The sequence below is a fragment of the Ensifer sp. ENS02 genome (genome assembly GCF_014851885.1).
Lineage (GTDB): Bacteria > Pseudomonadota > Alphaproteobacteria > Rhizobiales > Rhizobiaceae > Ensifer > Ensifer adhaerens.
The window spans coordinates 446,703-470,184 of the sequence record NZ_JACVAO010000003.1; the positions used below are offsets into that span (position 1 = coordinate 446,703).

23 protein-coding genes, 2 tRNA genes and 1 riboswitch are annotated in these 23,482 nt (G+C 63.1%); of the genes, 16 read left to right on the forward strand and 9 right to left on the reverse strand.

What is annotated here, in order from left to right:
• The first annotated feature begins 12 nt into the window (after positions 1–12).
• Entirely contained in the window at positions 13–684 is a 672-nt protein-coding gene (locus IB262_RS09465) for a hypothetical protein (RefSeq protein WP_089043227.1), read from the forward strand.
• An 80-nt stretch (positions 685–764) separates the two neighbouring features.
• On the opposite strand, the gene IB262_RS09470 is transcribed toward IB262_RS09465, so the two are convergent.
• Together IB262_RS09470 and IB262_RS09475 are read right to left on the reverse strand one after the other, a co-directional pair.
• A tRNA-Thr gene (locus IB262_RS09470) sits at positions 765–840 on the reverse strand.
• A 76-nt stretch (positions 841–916) separates the two neighbouring features.
• Entirely contained in the window at positions 917–1,927 is a 1,011-nt protein-coding gene (locus IB262_RS09475) for a nitronate monooxygenase family protein (protein ID WP_060607147.1), read from the reverse strand.
• 342 nt (positions 1,928–2,269) lie between these two features.
• Between IB262_RS09475 and IB262_RS09480 the strand changes: the two genes are divergently transcribed.
• Positions 2,270–3,496 (forward strand): biotin transporter BioY, encoded by a 1,227-nt coding sequence (locus IB262_RS09480; protein WP_090295031.1) that lies wholly within the window; start codon positions 2,270–2,272, stop codon positions 3,494–3,496.
• A gap of 85 nt (positions 3,497–3,581) precedes the next feature.
• Here the strand turns inward: IB262_RS09480 and ppk2 are convergent, their stop codons facing one another.
• On the reverse strand, positions 3,582–4,478 hold the full coding sequence (gene ppk2 / locus IB262_RS09485) for a polyphosphate kinase 2 (RefSeq protein ID WP_034797604.1): 897 nt from the start codon (positions 4,476–4,478) through the stop codon (positions 3,582–3,584).
• A gap of 232 nt (positions 4,479–4,710) precedes the next feature.
• Here ppk2 and phoR point away from each other — a divergent pair, with 232 nt between their 5' ends.
• The 7 genes from phoR (at position 4,711) to phoB (ending at position 12,583) form a co-directional block, all read left to right on the forward strand.
• On the forward strand, positions 4,711–5,976 hold the full coding sequence (gene phoR / locus IB262_RS09490) for a phosphate regulon sensor histidine kinase PhoR (protein ID WP_034797603.1): 1,266 nt from the start codon (positions 4,711–4,713) through the stop codon (positions 5,974–5,976).
• Between the two features lie 195 nt (positions 5,977–6,171).
• Complete coding sequence (locus IB262_RS09495) at positions 6,172–7,206, forward strand: substrate-binding domain-containing protein (protein ID WP_034797176.1); 1,035 nt, start codon at positions 6,172–6,174, stop codon at positions 7,204–7,206.
• Positions 7,207–7,300: 94 nt separating this feature from the next.
• Positions 7,301–8,785 (forward strand): phosphate ABC transporter permease subunit PstC, encoded by a 1,485-nt coding sequence (gene pstC, locus IB262_RS09500; RefSeq protein ID WP_034797175.1) that lies wholly within the window; start codon positions 7,301–7,303, stop codon positions 8,783–8,785.
• Positions 8,782–10,104, forward strand: coding sequence for a phosphate ABC transporter permease PstA (gene pstA, locus IB262_RS09505; RefSeq protein ID WP_034797174.1), 1,323 nt, complete (start codon positions 8,782–8,784; stop codon positions 10,102–10,104). Before pstC ends, pstA begins: the two co-directional genes overlap by 4 nt.
• 13 nt (positions 10,105–10,117) lie before the next feature.
• The gene (pstB, locus tag IB262_RS09510) at positions 10,118–10,933 is read left to right on the forward strand and encodes a phosphate ABC transporter ATP-binding protein PstB (RefSeq protein WP_034797173.1); all 816 of its coding nucleotides are present in this window, start codon (positions 10,118–10,120) and stop codon (positions 10,931–10,933) included.
• A 50-nt stretch (positions 10,934–10,983) separates the two neighbouring features.
• Positions 10,984–11,697: a phosphate signaling complex protein PhoU gene (gene phoU, locus IB262_RS09515; RefSeq protein ID WP_089043230.1), complete on the forward strand. Its 714-nt coding sequence runs from the start codon at positions 10,984–10,986 to the stop codon at positions 11,695–11,697.
• 202 nt (positions 11,698–11,899) lie between these two features.
• Positions 11,900–12,583: a phosphate regulon transcriptional regulator PhoB gene (gene phoB / locus IB262_RS09520; RefSeq protein ID WP_034797168.1), complete on the forward strand. Its 684-nt coding sequence runs from the start codon at positions 11,900–11,902 to the stop codon at positions 12,581–12,583.
• A 69-nt stretch (positions 12,584–12,652) separates the two neighbouring features.
• On the opposite strand, the gene IB262_RS09525 is transcribed toward phoB, so the two are convergent.
• Positions 12,653–13,174 (reverse strand): GcrA family cell cycle regulator, encoded by a 522-nt coding sequence (locus IB262_RS09525; RefSeq protein WP_034797167.1) that lies wholly within the window; start codon positions 13,172–13,174, stop codon positions 12,653–12,655.
• Between the two features lie 421 nt (positions 13,175–13,595).
• On the opposite strand from IB262_RS09525, the gene IB262_RS09530 reads away from it, so the two are divergent.
• From IB262_RS09530 to IB262_RS09540, 3 genes are all read left to right on the forward strand, one after another.
• Positions 13,596–14,795 carry an aspartate aminotransferase family protein gene (locus IB262_RS09530; protein ID WP_034797165.1) on the forward strand — a complete coding sequence of 400 codons (1,200 nt, stop codon included), beginning with the start codon at positions 13,596–13,598 and terminating at the stop codon, positions 14,793–14,795.
• A gap of 104 nt (positions 14,796–14,899) precedes the next feature.
• Positions 14,900–15,817: an ornithine carbamoyltransferase gene (gene argF / locus IB262_RS09535; protein WP_034797163.1), complete on the forward strand. Its 918-nt coding sequence runs from the start codon at positions 14,900–14,902 to the stop codon at positions 15,815–15,817.
• Positions 15,818–16,115: 298 nt separating this feature from the next.
• Positions 16,116–17,105: an Hsp33 family molecular chaperone gene (locus IB262_RS09540; RefSeq protein WP_034797161.1), complete on the forward strand. Its 990-nt coding sequence runs from the start codon at positions 16,116–16,118 to the stop codon at positions 17,103–17,105.
• Positions 17,106–17,163: 58 nt separating this feature from the next.
• Here the strand turns inward: IB262_RS09540 and apaG are convergent, their stop codons facing one another.
• A complete protein-coding gene (gene apaG / locus IB262_RS09545) occupies positions 17,164–17,556 on the reverse strand; it encodes a Co2+/Mg2+ efflux protein ApaG (protein ID WP_034797159.1) in 393 nt (130 codons plus the stop codon).
• Between apaG and IB262_RS09550 the strand changes: the two genes are divergently transcribed.
• A complete protein-coding gene (locus IB262_RS09550) occupies positions 17,555–17,776 on the forward strand; it encodes a hypothetical protein (protein WP_112770587.1) in 222 nt (73 codons plus the stop codon). The genes apaG and IB262_RS09550 overlap by 2 nt on opposite strands.
• A gap of 2 nt (positions 17,777–17,778) precedes the next feature.
• On the opposite strand, the gene IB262_RS09555 is transcribed toward IB262_RS09550, so the two are convergent.
• Entirely contained in the window at positions 17,779–18,963 is a 1,185-nt protein-coding gene (locus IB262_RS09555; RefSeq protein WP_034797156.1) for an O-succinylhomoserine sulfhydrylase, read from the reverse strand.
• Between the two features lie 44 nt (positions 18,964–19,007).
• Positions 19,008–19,086, reverse strand: a riboswitch (SAM riboswitch).
• 74 nt (positions 19,087–19,160) lie between these two features.
• Between IB262_RS09555 and IB262_RS09560 the strand changes: the two genes are divergently transcribed.
• From IB262_RS09560 to IB262_RS09570, 3 genes are all read left to right on the forward strand, one after another.
• Positions 19,161–20,258: a 2'-deoxycytidine 5'-triphosphate deaminase gene (locus tag IB262_RS09560; RefSeq protein ID WP_034797155.1), complete on the forward strand. Its 1,098-nt coding sequence runs from the start codon at positions 19,161–19,163 to the stop codon at positions 20,256–20,258.
• An 80-nt stretch (positions 20,259–20,338) separates the two neighbouring features.
• Positions 20,339–20,413, forward strand: a tRNA-Gly gene (locus tag IB262_RS09565).
• 144 nt (positions 20,414–20,557) lie between these two features.
• Positions 20,558–21,391 carry a transporter substrate-binding domain-containing protein gene (locus tag IB262_RS09570; protein WP_112974844.1) on the forward strand — a complete coding sequence of 278 codons (834 nt, stop codon included), beginning with the start codon at positions 20,558–20,560 and terminating at the stop codon, positions 21,389–21,391.
• A 34-nt stretch (positions 21,392–21,425) separates the two neighbouring features.
• Here the strand turns inward: IB262_RS09570 and IB262_RS09575 are convergent, their stop codons facing one another.
• The 3 genes from IB262_RS09575 to IB262_RS09585 all read right to left on the reverse strand — a co-directional run bounded on the left by IB262_RS09575 (position 21,426) and on the right by IB262_RS09585 (position 23,443).
• The gene (locus IB262_RS09575; RefSeq protein WP_034797150.1) at positions 21,426–21,836 is read right to left on the reverse strand and encodes a tellurite resistance TerB family protein; all 411 of its coding nucleotides are present in this window, start codon (positions 21,834–21,836) and stop codon (positions 21,426–21,428) included.
• Positions 21,837–21,963: 127 nt separating this feature from the next.
• Positions 21,964–22,776 (reverse strand): thermonuclease family protein, encoded by an 813-nt coding sequence (locus IB262_RS09580; RefSeq protein ID WP_034797148.1) that lies wholly within the window; start codon positions 22,774–22,776, stop codon positions 21,964–21,966.
• Between the two features lie 13 nt (positions 22,777–22,789).
• Entirely contained in the window at positions 22,790–23,443 is a 654-nt protein-coding gene (locus tag IB262_RS09585; protein WP_060581859.1) for a helix-turn-helix transcriptional regulator, read from the reverse strand.
• Positions 23,444–23,482: the final 39 nt, after the last annotated feature.

The following is a 23,482-nucleotide window of genomic DNA, read 5'->3' on the forward strand; positions in this document are numbered from 1 at the left end:
GGATCGGACTTCATGCACATCTCCAGATTAATTCTGCCGGCATCGGACGTCGCCAATAGTGCTGCCTTCTTTCGCGATGTCCTCGAACTGCCGACGGCCGGGAACTCCATCCAGGTGGGCTGGAGCGAAATCCAGCTGATCCCGGCCGCTGAGGGAGCGCCACACGGCGTGCACCTGGCCTTCAACGTCCCCTTTGCGCGTTTTGACATGGCCGTCGCTTGGCTGGAGGGGCGGACATTGCTCCAAAAGGAGCCGGGTGGAGACGCGTGCTTTGCCCTTGAAGGAGATTGGCAATCGAAGTCGATCTACTTCGACGGCCCCGACAATGCCGTGCTCGAATTGATCGGCCGCCGCAGGCTGATCCATCCTGCGGACAAGCGACCGTTCAGCGGCGCTGACCTGTCCTGCCTGAGCGAGGTCGGCGTTCCCTCCGATGATGTCGAGGGCATGGTGGCCGAGGCGGCTTGGACGTTCGGTGTCGGAACGGTGGGGCCAGCCTCGTCCAGCTTTGCCGCGATCGGCAATGATGAAGGCATGCTGATTGCCGTCGACCCGAACCGGCCGTGGTTTCCGCAAAAGCGTCAACGACCGGGTGCCAATGGACTGGAGATTTGGGTGACCGACGTGAAGTCACCTGGAACCGTGTCTGATGCCCAGCACGGCTGGAGCGTCCGAGCGAGATAGGGCAATCTCGGCAATCGATTGTCCGACGACAGAGTGGTACTTTCGCCGTTGGCGATCGTGCTTTTCTTTTCAAGGAGGAATGGTGCCGCTTACGTGACTCGAACACGTGACCCCATCATTACGAATGATGTGCTCTACCGACTGAGCTAAAGCGGCCCGGAGGCAGTTCCGCGGAAGCCCGCGGAACGAATGTGAGGCGCTGATAAACGCAAAGCGCCGAGATTTCAAGCCATCAGTTGCGAGAACTTGAAAATTCCTTGTTGGCTGTCGCTGCGGGTGCGGAGTGCAGGCCGAGGCGGGTGCGCGCTACATCGTATTCGCGCTCGAGCCGGTCGACCATGCGGGCGACGGATGTCACTTCCTTGACCGCGCCGATGCCCTGGCCGCATCCCCAGATGTCCTTCCAGGCCTTGGCGCCGTCGGTCGCCGCGCCGAAGTCCATTTTCGACGGGTCGGCTTCGGGCAGATTGTCCGGATCCATGCCAGCGGCCGAGATCGAGGGCTTCAGGTAGTTGCCGTGGATGCCGGTGAAGTAATTGGAGTAGACGATGTCTGCGGCGTTGCTGTCGACGATCATCTGCTTGTAGGCGTCGCTGGCGCGCGCTTCCTCCGTTGCGATGAAGGGCGAGCCGATATAGGCCATGTCAGCGCCCATCGCCTGGGCCGCCAGAATGGCGCCGCCGGTAGCGATCGCGCCCGAGAGAAGCAGCGGCCCGTCGAACCAGGAGCGGATTTCCTGGACAAGCGCAAACGGGGAAAGGGTGCCAGCATGGCCGCCGGCGCCGGCGGCCACCGCGATCAGGCCGTCGGCGCCCTTGCGGATCGCCGAATTGGCGTGACGGTTGTTGATGACGTCGTGAAGCACGATGCCGCCATAGGAATGGATGGCCGCATTAACCTCGGGCACGGCGCCGAGCGAGGAGATGACGACCGGCACTTTGTACTTGATGCAGAGCATCAGGTCCTGCTCGAGCCGCGCATTGGATTTGTGCACGATCTGGTTGACGGCAAAGGGGGCGGCCCGCCGGCCGGGATTCTTGGCGTCGTGGTCGGCAAGCGTCTCGGTGATCTCGGCCAGCCATTCGTCGAGCTGCGATTGCGGGCGGGCGTTCAGCGCCGGGAAGGCGCCGATCACGCCAGCCTTGCACTGCGCGATCGTCAGCTTCGGGTTGGAGATGATGAACAGGGGGGCGCCGACAACCGGCAGTCTCGTCGTTCCGGAAAGAATTGGCGGAAGCGGCATCGGTTTCTCCATCCCTCGGTAAGGCGCGCCAAATTTTTGACGTTTGCGTAAACGTCAAAATAGATAGCAGCAAGTTTGCCGCTTGCAAAGGGTGGTTTGGCCGCGATGTCGCCGCCTCTTTTTTCGCACAGGCGCCGTGAAGGAAAGCGTTTTCCCCGGCCTTGGCCGGTCGCGCCCGTCGCCGGACTTGCGGATTCTGGCAGCAGCGGTTACGCAATTGTTAACAAAACCAACGGCGTGCCTCCAGATTTAACCCTTATGCCCTTGCGGTTGGATCGAGAGCGGTGGTCAACCGCGGCGCGCCGGCAGGTCCAAAGCCCTGCCTACACAGAAGGACTTGATGTGAGCGGACTTGAGACTGCAATCAGAAATGCCCTTGAGCGCTCCGATCGCGCCAATGCGGAAACGCGGGCGCGCATCTATCAATCTGCCCGTCAGGCGCTCGAAACCGGGTTGCAGAAACAGGGGATCGAGGACGGCAACGTCATCGCCCAGCAGCGCCATCGGCTCGAAGCCGTCATCCATGCGATCGAAACGGAAGAGAGAGCGGCACTGAGGACGCGACAACCGGCACCTCCGGTGGTCAGTCTCGACGATGCCGCGCGGGCACGCGGGCCGGCACAGCCACGGGTCGAGCCGCAAGTCCGGTCACCGACGCAGGCCCAACCCCAACCTCAAGCCCAGACTCCGCCCCAGAGCCAGCCACAGGCCCCGGCGGCCGGTCGTCGGGAACCCGGTTTTGCCGGCGACGCGCCGCGCCAGGCGGCGAGCGATGGCGGTCTCGGTGGTCTGCGTGCCGATCGCGACGGTCCGGTGGTATCGACGCGTGCAGCCGCCGAGAGCGCGGCAGATGCTGGCGAAACTGCGAGCATCGCGCCCACGGTCCGCGGAGATACGCGCAAACGCCGGCGCAAGCGCAGCCGCTTTCTGTCCTTCACCATGGTCGTCGTCACGCTTGCCGCCGCAGCAGGGGCCGCGGCCTGGTGGGTGCAGACCAATGACCTGCTGAAATCTGCCGCCGAGCGCGACACGAATGTTGCCAATCCCCCGGCATCGGTTGCGTCGGAAGACTTCGATGGCGCGGCGGGATTGCGGACGCTCGGCGCGCAGCAGGGCTTTACCGGCGATTGGGTCGAGGTCTTCACGCCCAAGGAAACCGGCGCGATCGCACCCGGAGCGCAGGCAAAGGTCGAGCCGGTGGACGATGAAGGTGGGCGACGCGTGCAGCTGACATCGGCGGTCGCCGACGCGGAAGGGGATATCACCATCGAAATCCCGGCCTCGGTCCTGGCGGAACTCTCCGGCAAGACGTCGACGCTGGCGTTGACCGTGCAGGCCGAGCCCGGCAAGACCACGGAGTTCGCGGTCGAGTGCAATTTCTCCTCGCTCGGCGAATGCGGGCGCCATCGCTTCACCGTGCATGACGAGCGGCTCGACATGCTGTTCAAGATCACCTTCGACCGTAGCCTGGCGCCGAGCTCGCCAGGCCAGATCGTGATCAACAGCGATATCAGCGGTGAGGGCAAGAGCCTCAGCCTCTACGCCATCCGCGTCCTGCCGGGGCAATAAGACCGGTCGCCAAGGCTTTCCGGAGTGGGGCGGCGGGAAAACCTGCCGGCCCCATCGGCGTCATCGGTTTTGACAGGGCCGGCGACTATTTCAGGAAACCGGGGCCGGATCCGATGATCTTGTCATCGACCTCGCCGATCGCGCCCTTGTCCTTGCCCTCGTAATCGAGCGAGGAAAGGATGTGGCGGATCAGGTTGAGCCGGGCTCGCCGCTTGTCGTTGCCGCGTACCACCGTCCAGGGTGCATGATCCGTGTGGGTCTCCTTCAGCATCTCGTCGCGCTTGGCGGTATAATCGTCCCATTTGTTGAGCGCCGCGATGTCCATCGGCGACAGCTTCCAGATCTTCAGTGGGTCGTGGCGGCGATCGTGGAAGCGTTTCAGCTGCATCTCGCGGCCGATGTTGATCCAGAATTTGAAGAACTGGATGCCCTCATGCACGATCATCTTCTCGAAGCGGGGAGCCTGCTTCAGGAACTGCTTGTGCTCTTCGGGTGTGCAGAAGCCCATGACCGGTTCGACGCCGGCGCGGTTGTACCAGGAGCGGTCGAACAGCACGAATTCGCCGGCCGTCGGCATGGTCGCGACATAACGTTGGAAATACCATTGCCCGCGTTCGGTTTCGGTCGGTTTGGTCAGAGCGACGACACGCGCCCAGCGAGGGTTGAGGTTGTCCATAGTCGCATGGATCGCACCGCCCTTGCCGGCGGCGTCCCGGCCCTCGAACAACGCCATCATGCGCTTGCCGGTCTTCTGCTGCCAGAGCTGAACCTTGACCAGTTCGACCTGCAGCTTTTCCAGCGTTTCCAGATATTCGTCGTCGTCGAGCTTCTTCTTGTAGGGGTAGTCGTCGGAGGAAAATGCCGCGTCGTCGATCCACTTCGGCAACTCGGGATTGTCGATGTCGAAAACGCGACTCTTGCCGCCGATTTCGAGTTCCACCGCGCGGTTCTCCGCCTTGTCCGCCGTATCCGTCGCTGCCATCGGTTCGCCCTTTCGGCTTGGCGCACGGGCCCGAAAACCGGCTTCGATCATCGGAAGGATCATGCGCGTTTTCAAACTTTCGGGCCTGCGCCTGTCATCGGATAAACAAGGCGCTCGCGACCCGATTTCGTTGGAGGAGGCCATAATTGCGTTGCGGATTCAAGCCGGTCGTGAAAATCATGTCATGAAGGATCGCTATTCCTCGACCATTTTGGTCCGGGAGGAAAAGAAAGTGATTCATGAGGATGTCGAGGTGGACGGTTCGAAGGCGTTCTGGCGGAACCTGGTTCCGCGGCTGAAAGCAGAGCGCTGGCTGCTGGGGCTCACCGTGCTCCTGGCGATCCTTGCGACCGTCGCGGGTATTCATTTCCTCATTGTCCTGCCCTTCTGGATCGTTCTCGTCGCCGCGTTGCTCAACCGTAGCGCGCCAACCTCGGTTATTCTGAGCCCGGCCAAGGCGGTGGTCGCTGCCGGCCCGGCGAGCGACCCGCTGGTGCCCGCGCTGAACGCGCTCGACATGCCGGTTCTGGTGATTGCCGCCGACGAGACGGTGGTGTTCCAGAACATCGCTGCCGAGAAGGCCTTTGGCACCATCCCGCCAAACACCTATCTTGCAGCAAGGGTGCGTTCGCCCGGCATCCTCGACATGGTCCGCGAGACGATGGCGACCGGCAAGGCGAACCAGATCGAGCATAACGAGCAGTTGCCGTCCGACGCCGTTTATGTGGTGCGGGTCGCTCCGGCTGAAATTCCGGGCGACGGGCCGGTCAAGCGGATCTTCCTGTTGACCTATCGCGACATCTCTCAGGCGCGCCGCATCGACCGCATGCGCTCGGACTTCGTCGCCAATGCCAGCCACGAGCTGCGCACGCCGCTAGCCTCCTTGCGCGGCTTCATCGAGACGCTCCAGGGTCCGGCGCGCAACGATCTGAAGGCGCAGGAAAAGTTCTTCGGCATCATGCACGAGCAGGCGACGCGCATGAGCCGGCTTGTCGACGATCTGCTGTCGCTGTCGCGGCTGGAGTTGCGCTCGCATATCGCCCCCGATGACCCCGTCGATCTGGCGCCGCTGCTCGGGCATGTCCGCGACAGCCTGCTGCCGCTGGCGAAGGATCTGGATGTCACCGTCTCGCTCGTGGTGCCGGACAAGCCCGTGGTCGTCCGCGGCGAACGCGACGAACTCATCGAGGTCTTCGAGAACCTGATCGAGAATGCGTGCAAGTACGGCCAGGAAGGCAAGAAGGTGGACGTAATCCTGCATGGCGGCGAGGGAGGCGAGGCCGAAGTCGTCGTGAAGGACTATGGCCCGGGCATTCCGGCCGAGCATGTGCCGCGCATCACCGAGCGGTTTTACCGGGTCAATGTCGAGGCCAGCCGCTCGAAGAAGGGCACCGGCCTGGGCCTTGCCATCGCCAAGCACATTCTCACGCGGCATCGTGCCCGGCTCCTCATCCATTCAGAGGTCGGCAAAGGCACGACCTTTACGGTCCGCTTCTGACATATTGGCGCGGGAAAACCCGGGGGTGTTCATTTTTCATTAGCATTTTCAATGACATGAGCTGTCATAAATGTTTCGTCGAACTGACATAAAAGGTGTGGCCATCGGCAGCTAGTTAGGGGCAGCCGATAAGACGGCGAAGAGCGCTGCAACGCTTGGCGCACACCAACACAAGCCCATTCCGGGAGAACTTTTATGAAAGCTCTTAAACTCACTGTCGCGGCGCTGGTCGCTTCGGCCGCATTTGCCGGCGCAGCCGCCGCTCGCGATCAGGTTCAGGTCGCTGGCTCCTCGACCGTTCTTCCCTACGCCAAAATCGTCGCCGAGACGTTCGGCGAGACGTTCCCCGACTTCAAGACCCCGGTGGTCGAATCCGGCGGCTCCTCCGCTGGCCTGAAGGAATTCTGCAAGGGCGTCGGCCCTGATACCATCGACATCGCCAACTCCTCGCGCAAGATCAAGGACAGCGAAGTCGAGGCCTGCAAGGCCGCTGGCGTCACCGAAATCCAGGAAGTGAAGATCGGTTATGACGGCATCGTCTTTGCGACCGACGCCGGCAATGCCGACCTCGCCCTGAAGCCGGAAGACCTCTACAAGGCGCTCGCTGCTGAAGTCGTCGTCGACGGCAAGATCGTCGCCAACCCCTACAAGAAGTGGTCCGAAGTCAACGCCGCCCTGCCGGCCGTCGAAATCGCCGCTTACATCCCGGGCGAAAAGCACGGCACCCGCGAAGTCTTCGAAGAGAAGATCCTCGCTGCAGGCTGCAAGAACGCTGGCGCCGTTGACGTGATCAAGGCTGCCGTTGCCGATGAAAAGCAGCAGCACAGCAAGTGCGTCGCAGTCCGCAAGGACGGCCTGGCTGTCGACATCGACGGCGACTACACCGAAACGCTCGCCCGTATCGCTGCCAACAAGAACGGCATCGGCGTGTTCGGCCTGTCATTCTACGAAAACAACGCCGACAAGCTGAAGGTCGCGACCGTCAACGGCATCGTACCGTCGACCGAAACGATCGCTTCCGGCGAGTACCCGGTTTCCCGCCCGCTGTACTTCTACGTCAAGAAGGCACATCTCGGCGTTATCCCGGGCCTCAAGGAATATGTTGAGTTCTTCCTCGACGACCAGATGATCGGCCCGGAAAGCCCGCTCGCCGAATACGGCCTCGTTGCCGCTCCGGACGCTGAGCGCGAAGAAATCCGCAAGGCTTTCTCTGCCGGCAACATGCTCTGATAATGACAAGCCCCGGCGCGATGTCTTCGCGCCGGGGCATGCCTTCATTCGATTTGCCGGCACCCATGACGGGCGATGCCGGGGAGACGTGCGGATGAGTACTTCGCTCCTTCTTTTGCTCATTATTGTTATTGGTTTCATTGCTTATTTTGCAGGCCGCGCCCGTTCGCTGGCGCAGTCCGGCGGCAAGCTCTCCAACCTGCATTCACTGCCGGGCTATCACGGTAGCTACGTCGCCATCTGGGCGATGCTTCCGGCCGCACTCGTTCTCGGCACCTGGCTGTTCGCCGCTCCCGTCTATATCGACGGAAGCACGCGCGCGGCCCTGCCGGATACCGTCCAGAGCCAGGGCCCTGCCGCCGTGCAGCTCGCGCTCGGTCAGGTCAAATCCGTTGCCGGTGGCCTTCTGCGCCTGAGCGGCGAGGAACTCGCAGCCCTTGAGAGCGGCTCCGCCAATCTTCGCGCGACGCTCGCGTCCAAGGGCGTTGCCCTTGCTGGCGAAGGCGATCCCTACATGGTCACCGTCGCCAAGCACTTCAACGCGATGACCGCGACCAACCGCTGGCTGATGACGGTCGCCGTTCTGCTGATCGCGATTGCCGGCGGCGTCTACGCCATCCGCAACGTCGCGACCCGCTTCCGCGCCCGCAACCAGGTCGAGCGGGTCATTCTCGGCTCACTGATCGTCGCGTCCTCCATCGCCATCCTGACGACGGTCGGCATCGTCGCCTCGATGCTGTCGGAAGCCGGACGCTTCTTCACCATGGTCTCGCCGTTCGAGTTCTTCTTCGGCACGGTCTGGGATCCGCGGTTTGCCGCTGCCGGCAGCGGCGGCGCTTCGGGCCAGTTCGGCCTCATCCCGCTTCTTGCCGGCACGCTCTACATCGCCTTCGTCGCCATGCTGTTTGCGGTGCCGATCGGCCTCTTCGCGGCGATCTACATGGCGGAATATGCAAGCCCGCGCCTGCGTTCGACCGCAAAGCCGCTGCTCGAAGTGCTCGCCGGCATCCCGACCATCGTCTACGGTTTCTTTGCGCTGGTGACCGTTGGCCCGTTCCTGCGTGACATCTCCGCCCAGATGAACGGTCTCATGACCGGCAACTACCAGAACTTCATCCAGGCACAGAGCGTTCTGACGGCGGGCATCGTCATGGGCATCATGCTGATCCCATTCGTGTCGTCGCTGTCGGACGACATCATCACCCAGGTGCCGCGGGCACTGCGTGACGGCTCGCTCGGCCTTGGCGCCACCCGCTCGGAGACGGTCAAGAAGGTCATCCTCCCGGCAGCCCTCCCGGGCATCGTCGGCGCGCTGCTGCTCACCGCCTCGCGCGCCGTCGGCGAGACCATGATCGTGGTGCTGGCAGCCGGTGTGGCGGCCCGCATGCAGATCAATCCCTTCGAGCCGATGACGACGGTGACCGTTAAGATCGTCAACCAGCTGACAGGTGACCTCGAGTTCACCTCGCCGCAGACGCTGGTGGCCTTCGCACTGGGCATCACGCTCTTCGTCATCACGCTCGGCCTCAACATTTACGCGCTCTACATCGTGCGCAAATACCGGGAACAGTACGAATGACCGACATCGCTTCCCCGACCGTCCGGATCTCCGCCCGTCCCGCATCCGCCAAGCGCGATATCGGCATCAAGCGTCGCTATGCTGCCGAACGCCGGTTCCGCTTCTACGGCATGGCCGCGATCAGCACCGGTCTCTTCTTCCTGGCATTGCTGTTGTGGACCGTCTTTTCCAACGGCTACACCGCATTCCAGCAGACGACGATTACGCTGCCGATCGAATTCACCGAAAAGGTCATCGACCCCAAAGGCGAACGCGCGACCGACGGCAAGGTGCTGATGACCGCCAACTATCCGCTGTTGGTGCGCGACGCGCTCGTCAAGCAGCTCGGCATCGACGCCACCAAGCGGCCGCAGGTCAAGCAGGCGACCGACATGGTTTCCGCGAGCTCCCGCACGCTATTGCGCGACATGGTCGCCGCGGACCCGTCGATCATCGGCAAGACGGTTCCCGTCACGCTGCTGGCCGAGGCCAACATCGACTCCGCCTTCAAGGGCCAGATCGATCTCTCGGTCGATGAGGGCAAGCGCAAGGTCAAGGACCAGCAGGTCACCTGGATGAACGAGCTGGCGAGCGCCGGCATCCTGAAGAAGAGCTTCAACACCGGCATCTTCACCTTTGGCGCCTCCAGCCGTCCCGAAGCGGCAGGCGTCGGCGTCGCGGCCCTCGGTTCGCTCTACATGATGCTGATCGTGCTGGTGCTGTCGCTTCCGATCGGCGTCGCCGCCTCGATCTACCTCGAGGAGTTTGCGCCGAAGAACCGGCTGACCGACCTGATCGAGGTCAACATCAACAACCTCGCGGCCGTTCCGTCGATCGTCTACGGCCTCCTGGGTCTCGCCGTCTTCATCAACTTCGCCGGCATGCCGCGCTCGGCAGCCGTCGTCGGTGGCTTCGTGCTGACGTTGATGACCCTGCCGACGATCATCATCGCCACCCGTGCGGCGTTGAAGGCGGTCCCGCCGTCGATCCGCTCGGCGGCCCTCGGTCTCGGTGCGTCGAAGATGCAGACCATCTTCCACCACGTGCTGCCGCTGGCGATGCCGGGCATCCTGACCGGCACCATCATCGGTCTTGCCCACGCGCTTGGTGAAACCGCGCCGCTGCTCCTGATCGGCATGGTCGCCTTCGTCGTCGATTTTCCCGGTTCGCCGATGGAACCGTCGACGGCACTGCCGGTGCAGATCTACATGTGGGCCAACGAGGCGGAACGCGCCTTCGTCGAGCGCACCTCCGGCGCAATCATCATTCTTCTCATCTTCCTGGTCGTCATGAACCTTGGAGCCATTCTGTTGCGACGTCGCTTTGAGCGCCGCTGGTAGTGAGGTAATTACTATGAACATCATGTCAGAAGCAGCAGTCGAGAAGGCTCTGGATCAGAAAATGAACACCGTGCCCTACAAGATGATCGGCAAGGATGTGTCGGTCTATTACGGCGAGAAGCGTGCGCTTTTCGACGTCAACCTCAACATCCGCGAGAACACGGTCACGGCGCTGATCGGTCCTTCGGGTTGCGGCAAGTCGACCTTCCTGCGCACGCTGAACCGCATGAACGACACGATCGAGAACTGCCGCGTCACCGGCAAGATCACGCTCGACGAGGACGACATCTACGACCCGACGATCGACGTCGTCGAGCTTCGCGCCCGCGTCGGCATGGTCTTCCAGAAGCCGAACCCGTTCCCGAAGTCGATCTACGACAACGTCGCCTACGGTCCGCGGATTCACGGACTTGCGCGCACCAAGGCCGACTTTGACGAAGTGGTCGAGACCAGCCTGCAGAAGGCCGGTCTGTGGAACGAGGTAAAGGACCGTCTGCAGGAGCCCGGCACCGGCCTTTCCGGTGGTCAGCAGCAGCGCCTCTGCATCGCACGCGCCGTCGCCGTGAGCCCGGAAGTCATCCTCATGGACGAGCCGTGCTCGGCTCTCGATCCGATCGCGACGGCCAAGGTCGAAGAGCTCATCCACGAGCTGCGCACGAACTTCACGATCGTCATCGTGACCCACTCGATGCAGCAGGCCGCCCGCGTTTCGCAGCGCACCGCCATGTTCCACCTCGGCAATCTCGTCGAGGAGAACGACACCGACAAGATGTTCACCAATCCGGATGACCAGCGCACCCAGGATTACATCATGGGCCGCTTCGGCTGAGGCCGCATAAGGCTGCAACAGTAACTGCAAAGCGCCCGTAAGGATCGACGATCATGTCCATGCATATCATGTCCGCCTATGACGAAGAACTGAAGTACCTGACGCGCCGCATCTCGGAGATGGGCGGCCTCGCCGAACAGATGGTCGCCGAGTCCGTTCGCGCGCTGGTCAACTCCGACCTGGCTCTCGCACAGAAGGTGATCTCGGACGACACCGTCCTCGACGACGCCGAGCGCCAGATCGGTGAGAAGGCGATCGTCACGATCGCCAAGCGTCAGCCGGTCGCCGCCGACCTGCGTGAGATCATGGGGTCGATCCGCATCGCCTCCGATCTGGAGCGCGTCGGCGACCTCGGCAAGAACACCGCCAAGCGCGTGATCGCGGTCGCCGGCTCCGGCATTCCGCGCAAGCTCGCCCGTGGCCTCGAGCATCTGGCAGAGCTCGCTCTCGTCCAGCTCAAGGAAGTGCTCGACGTCTACGCCTCGCGCTCGCCGGAAAAGGCCAACAGCATCCGCGAGCGTGACGAGGAGATCGACGCGATCTACACCTCGCTGTTCCGCGAGCTCTTGACCTACATGATGGAAGATCCGCGCAACATCACGCCCTGCACGCATCTTCTGTTCTGCGCCAAGAACATCGAGCGCATCGGCGACCACGCGACCAATATCGCTGAGACGATCTATTACATGGCGACGGGTGCTCAGCCGGAAGGCGAGCGTCCGAAGGATGACACCACGTCGACGCTGGGCTCGGTCAACGACTGAGCGCCAAGCGCGCCGTAAGCATGCATGCCCCTTGAAATCTGATCCGGTCGCGGCTTCGGTCGCGGCCCCGAATTCCTGTATCTGAAGCATGCGGTTTTCGCCCCGCCTTTGAAAACGGCGGATGTGCTCCAGATTTAGAGTGTCTGAGCGCCGGCCGGGCCGATGAGCCCAAAGGCCGCCCGCGGTAAGGAGACGTTACCTGATGTTGCCAAAAATCGCCGTAGTCGAAGACGAAGAGGCGCTGAGCGTTCTGCTGCGTTACAATCTGGAAGCCGAGGGCTTCGACGTCGATACGATCCTGCGGGGCGACGAGGCGGAGATCCGGCTTCAGGAGCGGCTGCCCGACCTGCTTATCCTCGACTGGATGCTGCCCGGTGTTTCCGGCATTGAACTTTGCCGTCGGCTGCGCCAGCGTCCGGAGACCGAACGTCTGCCGATCATCATGCTGACGGCGCGAGGCGAGGAAAGCGAGCGCGTCCGGGGTCTGGCGACGGGTGCCGACGACTACGTGGTCAAGCCCTTCTCGACGCCGGAGCTGATGGCGCGCGTCAAGGCGATGCTGCGCCGGGCAAAGCCCGAGGTGCTCTCGACGCTGCTTCGCTGCGGCGACATCGAACTCGACCGCGAGACCCACCGCGTTCATCGCCGCAGCCGCGAAGTGCGCCTCGGCCCGACCGAGTTCCGTCTTCTGGAGTTCCTCATGTCCTCGCCGGGCCGCGTCTTCTCTCGCTCGCAGCTTCTGGATGGCGTCTGGGGGCATGACATCTATGTCGACGAGCGCACCGTCGACGTGCATGTCGGTCGTCTGCGCAAGGCTCTGAACTTCTCGAACATGCCCGACGTCATCCGCACCGTTCGCGGCGCCGGCTATTCGCTCGAAAGCTGAGCGGTCTGAAAGTCGCCAACAAAAAAAGGGGCCGATCGGCCCCTTCCTTTATCAATGCGGTCCAGCTTCTTAGCGAGCCCTGCGGCGCTCCCCCGACGGCTGGTAGGCCAGCCGAGCATGGAAGGTGCAGTAAGGCGAGGCTTCCGGGGAATCGTTGCCGCAGAAGTGAAACTCTTCCTTCAGCGGGTCGCCGATCGGCCACTTGCAGGTGCGCTCGGTGAGCTGGGTCAGCTCGAGGCGGCGCGACATCGGCACGACAACGTCGGTGCGGGTGCTGAAATCCTGCTCGGCAACGAGATCGACTTCGATTTCTTCCTTGAGAACGACAGCGCCGGCCGCGCGTGCAACCGGGCGGGTCGAAACGCGCGAAGCGTAGTTCGGTGCGCGCGGTGCCGAAGTCGGGCGCTTCGGACGGGCTGCCGTCGTGGTGCTGCCGCCGGCCTTGGCGCGACCTGGCAGGCTCAGGCGGTGAACCTTGCCGATGACAGCGTTACGGCTGACGCCGCCGAGCTGTGCCGCGATCTGGCTTGCGCTCAGGCCCTCGGACCAAAGCTTCTTCAGTTTCTCCACCCGCTCGTCAGTCCAGTTCATTTCTGCACTCTCCGTTCTCAGCGTTGGGGATGGCAGAATCCCTCACCGCACCCCGGCTAAACCCCGGGGTTGCAAACGCGATAACTCTTTTGGTGACTAGGTCCGCCGCATGCGTCTAGTAATTGAATGTTAACGTACTGACCGCTGGACTCTGTGGCAAGAGTCCCGGGAATCAGGCCGAATCGATTTCGTAGTTTTCCCCAACTTGCTTGGCCAGCGTTGCATTTTTGCAAGCCCTCCCGGACGATTTTTCTGCTGCCAGGAATCGACCCTTCATGTTGCGCTGCAAGGCTTGGTTTTGTTGACATTGCAGCGCGAAATGGGAATAGTGCCTGCGCCGCCGAAAGGCGGCATTTTTGATTTTTATCGGCCCGCGTGAGGCGCGGGATCGATGTCGATCTGGAGTGAAGGAGAGCCTCGCATGACTGCAACCACGCCGCTTTACGATACCTACATGCGCGCGCCGTTGCGTTTCGAGCGAGGAGAGGGCGCCTGGCTGATCGCTGAAGACGGCACGCGTTATCTCGATTTCGGTGCCGGCGTTGCCGTGAACTCGCTCGGCCACGCGCACCCGCACCTGGTCGAAGCGCTGAAGGCGCAGGCCGACAAGGTCTGGCACCTGTCCAACCTTTATGAAATTGCGGGCCAGGAAAGCCTCGGCCGCCGGCTGACGGCGGTGACCTTTGCCGACAAGGTCTTCTTCACCAATTCGGGCGCGGAAGCGCTGGAATGCGCCATCAAGACGGCACGGCGTTACCACTTCTCCAAGGGCCACCCGGAGAAGTTCCACGTCATCACCTTCGAAGGCGCCTTCCACGGCCGCACGATCGCGACGATCGCCGCCGGTGGTCAGCAGAAATACATCGAAGGTTTCGGGCCGAAGGCGCCGGGCTTCTACCAGGTTCCGTTCGGCGACATCGCCGCGGTCAAGAATGCGATTACCGAGGAAACCGCAGCGATCCTGATCGAGCCGATCCAGGGCGAGGGCGGCATCCGTCCGGCGACCAAGGAGTTCATGCAGGAACTGCGCGCGCTCTGCGACGAGTTCGGCCTGCTCTTGATCCTCGATGAGGTCCAGACCGGCGTCGGCCGCACCGGCAAGCTGTTTGCCCATGAATGGGCGGATATCCGTCCGGATATCATGGCGGTCGCCAAGGGTATCGGCGGTGGCTTCCCGTTCGGCGCCTGCCTCGCGACTGAGGAAGCCGCATCTGGTATGGTGGCGGGCACGCATGGCTCCACATATGGCGGCAACCCACTGGCCATGGCCGTCGGCAACGCCGTGCTCGACGTCGTTCTGGCCGACGGATTCCTGACGCATGTGCGCGATGTCGCGCTGGTCTTCCGCCAGGGCCTTGCGTCGCTCAAGGACCGTTTCCCTGATGTCATCGAGGACATCCGCGGCGACGGTTTGATGCTGGGCATCAAGGTGAAGGGCCCTTCGGCCGATCTGCTGAAGGAAATCCGCGCCGAAAAGCTCCTGGCCGTGCCGGCGGGCGAAAATGTCCTGCGTCTGCTGCCGCCGCTGACCGTGACGGCGGAAGAGGCGCGCGAGGGGCTCGCACGTATCGAACGCGCCGCCGAGGCGGTTCGCAAGGCAAGCGGCAACGCCGCGGCCTGAAGGTAGCGACCCAGGGCCGACTAAGGCGTTAGAATGACCTCCGTGCGGGCACGTCGATAGCGTGCCGCACCAGGGACCGATTTTTCAGACAGGAACCGAGTACGATGGCAGGCACCAGACATTTTCTCGATCTTTCGGCCATGACGGCCGCCGACCTCCGGACGATCATCGACGATGCGCGCGTCCGAAAGGCGGCGACCAAGGCCGGAACTGCCGAGAAGCCGCTCGCCGGCAAGATGCTGGCGATGATCTTCGAAAAGCCCTCCACCCGCACCCGCGTTTCCTTCGATGTCGGCATGCGCCAGCTCGGCGGCGAAACCCTGTTTCTGTCGGGCACCGAAATGCAGCTCGGCCGCGCCGAGACGATCGGCGACACGGCCAAGGTGCTCTCGCGTTACGTCGACGCCATCATGATCCGCACCACCGACCATCGCCGCCTTCTGGAACTGGCCGAGCATGCGACGGTCCCCGTCATCAACGGCCTGACCGACGATACGCACCCCTGCCAGATCATGGCCGATATCCTGACCTTCGAGGAGCATCGCGGTCCGGTAAAGGGCAAGACGATTGCCTGGACCGGCGACGGCAACAACGTGCTGCATTCGCTGATCGAAGGTTCTGCCCGCTTCGGATACCGCATGAACATGGCCGTGCCGCTCGGTTCCGAGCCGCAGGACAAGTTCCTGAACTGGGCGCGCAACAATGGCGGCGAGGTCCTTTTGTGTCATGACGCCGAACAGGCCGTCGCCGACGCCAATTGCGTCGTGACCGACACCTGGATCTCGATGAACCAGGAACATCGCGCCCGCGGGCACAACGTCTTCCAGCCCTACCAGGTCAATGAAGCGCTGATGAAGCGTGCGGCCTCCGATGCGCTGTTCATGCACTGCCTGCCGGCGCACCGCGGCGAAGAGGTCACCGACGAGGTCATCGACGGCCCGCAGTCGGTGGTCTTCGACGAGGCGGAAAACCGGCTGCACGCACAGAAGTCGGTCATTGCCTGGTGCATGGGGCTCGTCTGAGCCGGCTGCCCGGTCGCGCGCGACGGCGAAGAGGCTTCAGTGCGCTCCGCCGAGCGTGCGCCATATAGGGGCGTGTTCACCGCACTTGACATTGTCCACGTGCGACACGATTTAGGCGGCATACGGGCGCTCCTGAAAGTAGTGAGCGCGCAACCGTCGAGGTGGTGCGTTGCTATGGCGGCGGCACATACCTGGTGGACAATCCGTTTATCGCGGGATCAACTGAGACAGCGAGCACGTTGCGCGGGGATAGCAATATCTCTGGTGCAGCTTGGTGGCTGAAGGCAAGGAGCAAGACATGACTGACATGACGCCAGGGCTTGGTGAGTTCGACTTTGCCGGTGACGATCACGTCGTGCCTTTCCAGGTGGAAGGCCTCGACGTGCGCGGCCGCGCCGTGCAGCTCGGCCCCATGCTGGACGCAATCCTCGAGCGCCACAACTATCCGCTTCCGGTCGCGCGTCTGGTTGCTGAAACCGTTGTACTCACCGTGTTGCTCGGGACCTCGCTGAAGTTTGAAGGCAAGCTGATCGTCCAGACTCAGGGCGATGGCCCTGTCGATCTGGTGGTCGCTGATTTCTCGACGCCGGATCGCGTGCGCGCCTATGCCCGCTACGATCAGGAAGCGCTTGCCGCTGCCGAAAAGGACGGCCGGACCCTTTCGCACGAGCTGCTCGGAAAGGGCGTGCTCGCCTTCACCATCGACCAGGGCGCCCATACCCAGCGTTACCAGGGGATCGTTGCGCTCGACGGAGCGACGCTGGAAGAAATCGCCGGCGTCTATTTCCGACAGTCGGAGCAGATCCCGACCAAGGTGCGCCTTGGCGTGGCCGAGCTTCTCGATCGCGACGAAAACGGCAAGCCGCGCCATCGCTGGCGCGCCGGCGGCATGGTCGCCCAGTTCCTGCCGGAAGCGCCGGAACGCATGCGCCAGCCCGACCTTTCCGGCGGTGATGGTGATGATGGTGAAAGCGCGTTCGGTGACGACGATCTCTGGGCCGAAGCCAAGGTGATGGTCGAAACGATCGACATGGACGAGTTGACCGATCCGATGGTCGGAACCGAGCGGCTGCTCTATCGCCTGTTCCACGAGCGCGGCGTCCGCGTCTACGAACCGCAGGCGGTCTACGACCGCTGCAGCTGCTCGCGCGAGAAGCTTCAGTCGGTGTTGTCCAACCTGAGCACGGACGACCTCGAAAGCACCATCGACGATGGCGAAGTCAAGGTGACCTGCGAGTTCTGCTCGACGACCTATCGCTTCGAAGCAAGCGAGGTGCGCCCGCAGTAGCGGGCGCCTCCGGCCGACTGGCCGCGATTTAGAGCGACGCTAGTCCGAAGGACGCGCTTCAGTTCAGGGTGCGCACGAGCCCGGGTGAATCGAGCGAGAAGGCGGGGATGGCAACGTTGAAGGTCTCTCCGCCTTCCGATTCCATGCTGTAGTGGCCGAACATGACGCCTGAGGGCGTATCCAGAGGGCATCCGGACGAATACTCATAGGTATCGCCGGGATTGAGCAGCGGCTGCTCGCCGATGACGCCCGGACCGCTGACCTCGTCGACTTGCCCGTTCTCATCGGTAATGTGCCAGTAGCGCGTCATCAACCGCACCGACGCGTCCGAGTGGTTTGAGATGACGATGCGATAGCCCCAGACATAGCGGCCGTCATCGGGATCCGACTGCTCTTCGAGATAGTACGGCTCCACCGTAACTTCTATGTCGCGGGTCAAAGCGCGATACATGGGCATCACCTTGCTTCAGGTCTTTCAGGGTATTCTACAGCAAGATGGTTTCGTCAAGAATAACGGCAAGATTGTGCGATCCCATGATGGGACGGATGGCCGTGCTGACGCGATCGAGCGGGTGAAACGTGCGCCTTGGCGCCCCGCAGCCGGAAACCATCTCGTGACGGCCGGCAAGGGGCGTCGGCCGCCGTTGATCACGGCGGCCGTGTCTTCGTAAAATCAGGCCTTCACGGCCTTCAGCGCGCGGGCGAAATCTTCCACCACATCGTCGCTGTCCTCGATACCGGCCGAGAAGCGCACGGTTCCAGCGGAAATGCCGAGCTCTTCGCGGGCCTCGTCGGTCAGGTTCTTGTGCGTGGTCGTTCCCGGATGGGTGATCAGGCTCTTGCTGTCGCCGAGGTTGTTGGAGATGCGCACGATCTCCAGCGCATTCTGCAGCGCGAAGGCTGCATCCTTGCCGCCCTTCAGTTCGAAGGCGACGAGCGTCGATCCGCCGGTCATCTGCTTGGCGATGATGTCGGCCTGCGGATGATCCTTGCGGCCCGGATAGATCACCTTGGCGACCTGCGGCTGTTCTGCCAGGAAGTCGGCCACGCGGCGGGCCGTTTCCGTCTGCTGACGCACGCGCAACGGCAGCGTCTCGATACCTTTCAGCAGCGTCCAGGCGTTGAACGGCGACATCGCCGGGCCGGTGTGGCGGAAGTAGTCGTGCAGGTGCTCGTTGATCCATTCCTTGTCGGAAAGCACGACACCGCCGAGGCAACGGCCCTGACCGTCGATATGCTTGGTGGCGGAATAGACGACGATATGGGCGCCGAGTTCCAGCGGCTTCTGGAAGAGCGGCGTCGCAAAGACGTTATCGACGACGACCTTGGCGCCGATCTGGTTGGCGAGCTTGGCAACACCGGCAATGTCGATGACTTCGAGCGTCGGGTTGGTCGGGCTTTCGAGGAAGAAGACCTTGGTGTTCTTCTGGATCGCCTTTTCCCAGTTGGCGAGGTCGCGTCCGTCGACCAGCGTGCACTCGATGCCGTATTTCGGCGCCAGCGTCTCGACCACCCAGCGGCAGGAGCCGAAGAGGGCGCGGGCGGCGACGATGTGGTCGCCGGCCTTCAGCTGGCAGAGAATGGCGGCGGTGACGGCAGCCATGCCCGATGCCGTGGCGCGCGCATCCTCGGCGCCTTCCAGCATGCACATGCGCTTTTCAAACATGTCGTTGGTCGGGCTACCGTAGCGGGCGTAGATGAAGCCTTCGGTCTCGCCCTTGAAACGAGCTTCCGCAGCTTCCGACGTCTCGTAGACAAAGCCCTGGGTAAGGAAGATCGCCTCGGAGGTCTCTCCGTGCTGGGAACGGGTGGTCCCGCCATGGACCAGTTGCGTTGCGGGGCGCCAGTTTTTGCTCATGTGACGGTCACTTTCAAAAACAAAAAAACCGGCCGCGTGAAGGGCCGGTTTGACACCCGGCCTTTTTAGCTACTTGTTTAACGTGGCTGCAAGCCGACCGGCCAAATCACCACGGGATAAAGCTTCAATACTGCCAGGGTACGCTTGCGTCAATTCCCGGAGTTTGGTTTTGTCTCGCAACTGAAAAGAGGACTGCAATGGGCCGCGACACTGGGATTTTGGCCGATCGCGCGATCGCCGCGCTGTTAGAATCGGGACGCCTCAAAAGCGAGAAGCCGCTGGATGACGATCAGATCCAGCCGGCAAGCCTCGACCTGCGCCTAGGCTCGAAGGCTTTCCGCGTCCGCGCAAGCTTCATGCCAGGCCCGTCTCACCTCGTTGCCGACAAGCTCGACCGGCTGAAGCTGCACGTCGTCGATCTGACCGATGGCGCGGTGCTGGAAACGGGCTGCGTCTACATCGTGCCGCTGATGGAAAGCCTGGAACTGCCTGAGGGCATGTCGGCCTCGGCCAACCCGAAAAGCTCGACCGGTCGCCTCGACATCTTCACCCGCGTCATCACCGATCGCGCCCAGGAATTCGACAAGATCCCGACCGGCTACAGCGGTCCGCTCTATCTCGAAATCAGCCCGCGCACCTTCCCGATCGTCGTGCGCCGCGGCTCGCGCCTGTCGCAGATCCGCTTCCGCATGGGCCAGTCTATCCTGTCGGAGCAGGAACTGCAGGCGCTGCACGAGAGCGACGTGCTGGTGGCGAGCGACAAGCCGAACGTCAGCGGCGGCGGCATCGCGCTGTCGATCGATCTGAAGGGCACCGGGCCCGAAGGCCTGATCGGCTATCGCGGCAAGCATCACACCGCCGTCATCGACGTCGACAAGAAAGCGCAGCACGCGATCTTCGATTTCTGGGAGCCACTCTACAGCCGCGGCCGCGACGAACTGATCCTCGATCCGGATGAGTTCTACATTCTCGTCTCGCGCGAGGCGGTGCATGTTCCACCGCTTTATGCGGCCGAGATGACGCCGTTCGATCCGCTGGTCGGCGAGTTTCGCGTGCATTATGCCGGCTTCTTCGATCCGGGCTTCGGCCATGCCTCGGCCGGCGGCACGGGCAGCCGGGCCGTGCTCGAAGTGCGCAGCCACGAGGTGCCGTTCATCCTCGAACACGGCCAGATCGTCGGCCGCCTGATCTACGAACACATGCTGGAACGGCCGGATGGTCTCTATGGCCTCGGCGTCGGCTCCAACTACCAGGCGCAGGGCCTGAAGCTCTCGAAGCATTTCCGCGCCGAGTAGGGGATTTCGCAGCACCCTTACGCGATCCCGCGCAAGGGTGCTTGACAGATCGCCCCGGTTCGGGAAATTTCGCAGGCACCGCGGGTGTAGTTCAGCGGTAGAACGCCAGCTTCCCAAGCTGGATGTCGTCGGTTCGATCCCGATCACCCGCTCCATTCTTTCTCGTCCCGTTCCTTGTGTAACCGCGTTCTCGTGGCGGCCTATGGTCAGCTGCGCTGCGGCCGGTTACTTTACCGCTCGATGAATCACCGCGGTTCCAAGGGCCGCCCCTGCCACATGAGACGTGCCGGCCGCTGCCCATGAAAGTTCTTTCCCTTTTCGCCCTTTGCGCATGCTTGATCGCGACGCCGCTTGCGGCCGAGGCCAAGGATCTGCCGCTGCTGTTCGACGCGCGCGAACGCATCGCCAAGCCCGATCTCACGGGCCTGGCGCGCCTGCGTTTCTTGACGACGGTGGATTTTCCGCCGTTCAACTTCATCGACCAGTCCGGCAAGCTTTCGGGATTTCATGTCGATCTCGTGCGCGAGATCTGCCGCGAGCTCGACATCGAAGCCAAATGCCAGATCCAGGCCGTGACCTATGCGGAGCTGCTGCCGGCACTGGAAGAGGGGCAGGGCGAGGCGGTGGCCGCCGGTATCGCCGTCGGTCCGGAACTGCGCCAACGCTTCGGCTTTTCCCGCGCCTTCATGCGGCTTCCGGCGCGCTTCGCCGTCAACACCAAGGCGGCGGGCGCAGTCTCGGCACCGAGCGATCTCAAGGGGAAGCCGGTCGGTGTCGTCGCCGGAACCACGCATGAGGCGATGTTCAAGGCGTTTTTCCCGAAGATCGAGGCCAAGGTCTATCCCGACCGCGAGGCCATGCTGACGGCTCTGCAGAAGGGCGATCTGCCGGCGGTGTTTTCCGACGGCATGCAGCTGTCCTTCTGGATCTCGGGTAGCGCTGCTGGCGGCTGCTGCACGCTTGTCGATGGCGCCTACTTCTCGCAGCGCTTCCTCGGTGAAGGCCTGACGATCATGAACCGCAAGTCCGAGCCCGCCCTGACCCAGGCGATCGATCACGCGCTGCTGGCGCTGTCGCGCAGCGGCCGCTTGGAGGAAATCTACCTGCGCTACTTCCCGAACGGAATCTACTAGGCGCCAGGATTTCTCGGCGTGATCACCGGCCGGCCTATCGGCGGAAGCGGGCGAGCGCGCCGCGCTCGATAGCGGCGCAGGTCAGCTTGTCGAGGCCAAGCCGGTCGCGCAGCAACTGCAGCAGGCGGATTTCTTCGTTGCGGATGCGCTGGTCGGCGGCCGCGATCTCCACGGCGAGCGCATAGGCCGTCTCGTGGAACTTTTCCGGCAGCGCTTCGCGCACGATCTCGAGCATGATGTCGAGCCCCTCGGGCGCCGCCAGCTGCGCCGAGCATTCATGGCCGATATGGACGAGGCTGTCCTCGTCGAAGCCGTCGAACACGGGCAGGAACTGAACCAGCCGGCCGATGCGGGCAAACTCGTCGTCGCTCATCTCGCGGTCGACCGCCGACATCATCACCATGACATAGATGAGAGCTTCGTGGTGGCTGAGGCTTGGTTGCATGGGCTTTCCGGCGGTAGAGCGATTCCAGGGATGGGACGGTTCCTGATCCGGAATTGCGTCGTTTCAAAGAGTTGAGCCGTCTGCCGCTTTCGGCAGACGGTCGAGAGCTGGGAATTGTCGCGGCTATTTACAAGTCCGGCTGCGAGGCGTCCACTCCGATGCCGAGGGTCGGATCGTCGAATGTCATCGGCGTGTGGCTGAGGTCGCGCGGATCGTCACCGTAAAAACCGAGCTTCGCCTGGCGTGCTGCGTCGGCGCGTTTTTCGAGGGTCGAGCCGGGAACCGGCGTTGCCCAGCCATTGTCGACGAGCCAGGTGGCAAGATCCTGTCCGCCAAGCGTGCAGGAGGCGGTGGCCGAAGGGCCGGAATCTCCTTCGGGCAGATCGCAGCTGACCGCACGTGCGCGCAGGAAGTTTCTGAAGGCGGTTCGCGCGACGATGCCGCAGGGCCAGCTCTTGCCGGCGCTTTCGCAGGTCCGCTCCGCTTGTTCCGGCTCGATGCCGTCGATCTGCAGCGTCAGCTTGTCGAACTGGATCACACCGGCGGCGACCGCGACCGGGCGATAGAGTACGGTCGGCCCGGCGGCCTTCGCTTCCTTCTTCGGTTCCGACAACGGCGCGCGCGGTTCCACCCGTTCGAGCGGCGCACTGGTGACCGTATCGGGCAGGCCGAACTGCTGTGGCTCGATGGCGCGCGCCGCATTTTCCGTCGTGGGCGATTGTTCGCTGGTCGTCGCCGCGCCGCCGGGGTCGAGCGGGACCTCGTCGTCGGCCTGATCCGGCGTCGCCTCGAAATCTGTCATGTCGGGCGTTTCGAGAACGAGTTCCGGTGTGGCGGCGGTCTCACGGTCGCGGATGGCAACAGCGCCCGCATAGAGGATGCCGGTGAAAAGGGCGATTGCGGCGATGCCGCCGGCAAGGGTGTAGAAATGCTGCCGCATCAGGAAGGACGTCCTATTGGCTGGCCCAGATAATTCGGGCGATCCATTCGATCTGGCTGGTCTCGAAGCTCCGGTTCGGATGCTCGGGATTGAGCGACAGAAGTTCGATCACACGCGGCGTCTGGCGCGTGAGCACCTTTGCCATGACCTCGCCCTCCTGCGTCTTCACCACAACCCGATCGCCACGCCGGATCGGCGCGCCGGGGTCGACGATCAGGATGTCGCCGTCGCGGTAGAGCGGCAGCATGCTGTCTCCCTGGACCCCGAGCGCATAGGTGCCGCTGCGCTTTTCCGCATCCGTCGGAAAGTCGATGACGTCCCAGCCCTGACCGGCGGGAAAGCCGCCATCGTCGAAGTAGCCGCCGGCACCCGCCTGGGCAAAACCGATCAGCGGGATCGTGGCAGCGGCCACCGGCTCGGAAGGCGCTGGGACCCCCTCCGGCTGCAGTAGGCTGGTGAACTGGTCCATGGTGGCGCCCGTCGCCCCCAGCACCTTGGCGATCGATTCTGTCGAGGGCCAGCGCTCGCGCCCGTCGGCGGAGCGACGTTTGGATTTGTTGAAGGAGGTCGGGTCGAGGCCGGCACGGCGCGCGAGGCCGGACGGCGAGAGCTGGTGGCGCTCGGCCAGGGTGTCGATAGCGTGCCAGATCGTGCCGTGAGACAACATGACGAGAGATCCAGGCCGGGCAGGCGGCCACTTGCTGCT

Bases quoted from the DNA above. Each gene is read 5' to 3' on its own strand.
- IB262_RS09465 (WP_089043227.1), top strand. From the start codon at position 13: ATGCACATCTCCAGATTAATTCTGCCGGCATCGGACGTCGCCAATAGT.
- IB262_RS09475 (WP_060607147.1), bottom strand. From the start codon at position 1,927: ATGCCGCTTCCGCCAATTCTTTCCGGAACGACGAGACTGCCGGTTGTC.
- ppk2 (WP_034797604.1), bottom strand. From the start codon at position 4,478: ATGGCAGCGACGGATACGGCGGACAAGGCGGAGAACCGCGCGGTGGAA.
- IB262_RS09495 (WP_034797176.1), top strand. From the start codon at position 6,172: ATGAAAGCTCTTAAACTCACTGTCGCGGCGCTGGTCGCTTCGGCCGCA.
- pstC (WP_034797175.1), top strand. From the start codon at position 7,301: ATGAGTACTTCGCTCCTTCTTTTGCTCATTATTGTTATTGGTTTCATT.
- pstA (WP_034797174.1), top strand. From the start codon at position 8,782: ATGACCGACATCGCTTCCCCGACCGTCCGGATCTCCGCCCGTCCCGCA.
- pstB (WP_034797173.1), top strand. From the start codon at position 10,118: ATGAACATCATGTCAGAAGCAGCAGTCGAGAAGGCTCTGGATCAGAAA.
- phoB (WP_034797168.1), top strand. From the start codon at position 11,900: ATGTTGCCAAAAATCGCCGTAGTCGAAGACGAAGAGGCGCTGAGCGTT.
- IB262_RS09525 (WP_034797167.1), bottom strand. From the start codon at position 13,174: ATGAACTGGACTGACGAGCGGGTGGAGAAACTGAAGAAGCTTTGGTCC.
- IB262_RS09530 (WP_034797165.1), top strand. From the start codon at position 13,596: ATGACTGCAACCACGCCGCTTTACGATACCTACATGCGCGCGCCGTTG.
- argF (WP_034797163.1), top strand. From the start codon at position 14,900: ATGGCAGGCACCAGACATTTTCTCGATCTTTCGGCCATGACGGCCGCC.
- IB262_RS09540 (WP_034797161.1), top strand. From the start codon at position 16,116: ATGACTGACATGACGCCAGGGCTTGGTGAGTTCGACTTTGCCGGTGAC.
- IB262_RS09550 (WP_112770587.1), top strand. From the start codon at position 17,555: ATGGGCATCACCTTGCTTCAGGTCTTTCAGGGTATTCTACAGCAAGAT.
- apaG (WP_034797159.1), bottom strand. From the start codon at position 17,556: ATGTATCGCGCTTTGACCCGCGACATAGAAGTTACGGTGGAGCCGTAC.
- IB262_RS09555 (WP_034797156.1), bottom strand. From the start codon at position 18,963: ATGAGCAAAAACTGGCGCCCCGCAACGCAACTGGTCCATGGCGGGACC.
- IB262_RS09560 (WP_034797155.1), top strand. From the start codon at position 19,161: ATGGGCCGCGACACTGGGATTTTGGCCGATCGCGCGATCGCCGCGCTG.
- IB262_RS09570 (WP_112974844.1), top strand. From the start codon at position 20,558: ATGAAAGTTCTTTCCCTTTTCGCCCTTTGCGCATGCTTGATCGCGACG.
- IB262_RS09575 (WP_034797150.1), bottom strand. From the start codon at position 21,836: ATGCAACCAAGCCTCAGCCACCACGAAGCTCTCATCTATGTCATGGTG.
- IB262_RS09580 (WP_034797148.1), bottom strand. From the start codon at position 22,776: ATGCGGCAGCATTTCTACACCCTTGCCGGCGGCATCGCCGCAATCGCC.
- IB262_RS09585 (WP_060581859.1), bottom strand. From the start codon at position 23,443: ATGTTGTCTCACGGCACGATCTGGCACGCTATCGACACCCTGGCCGAG.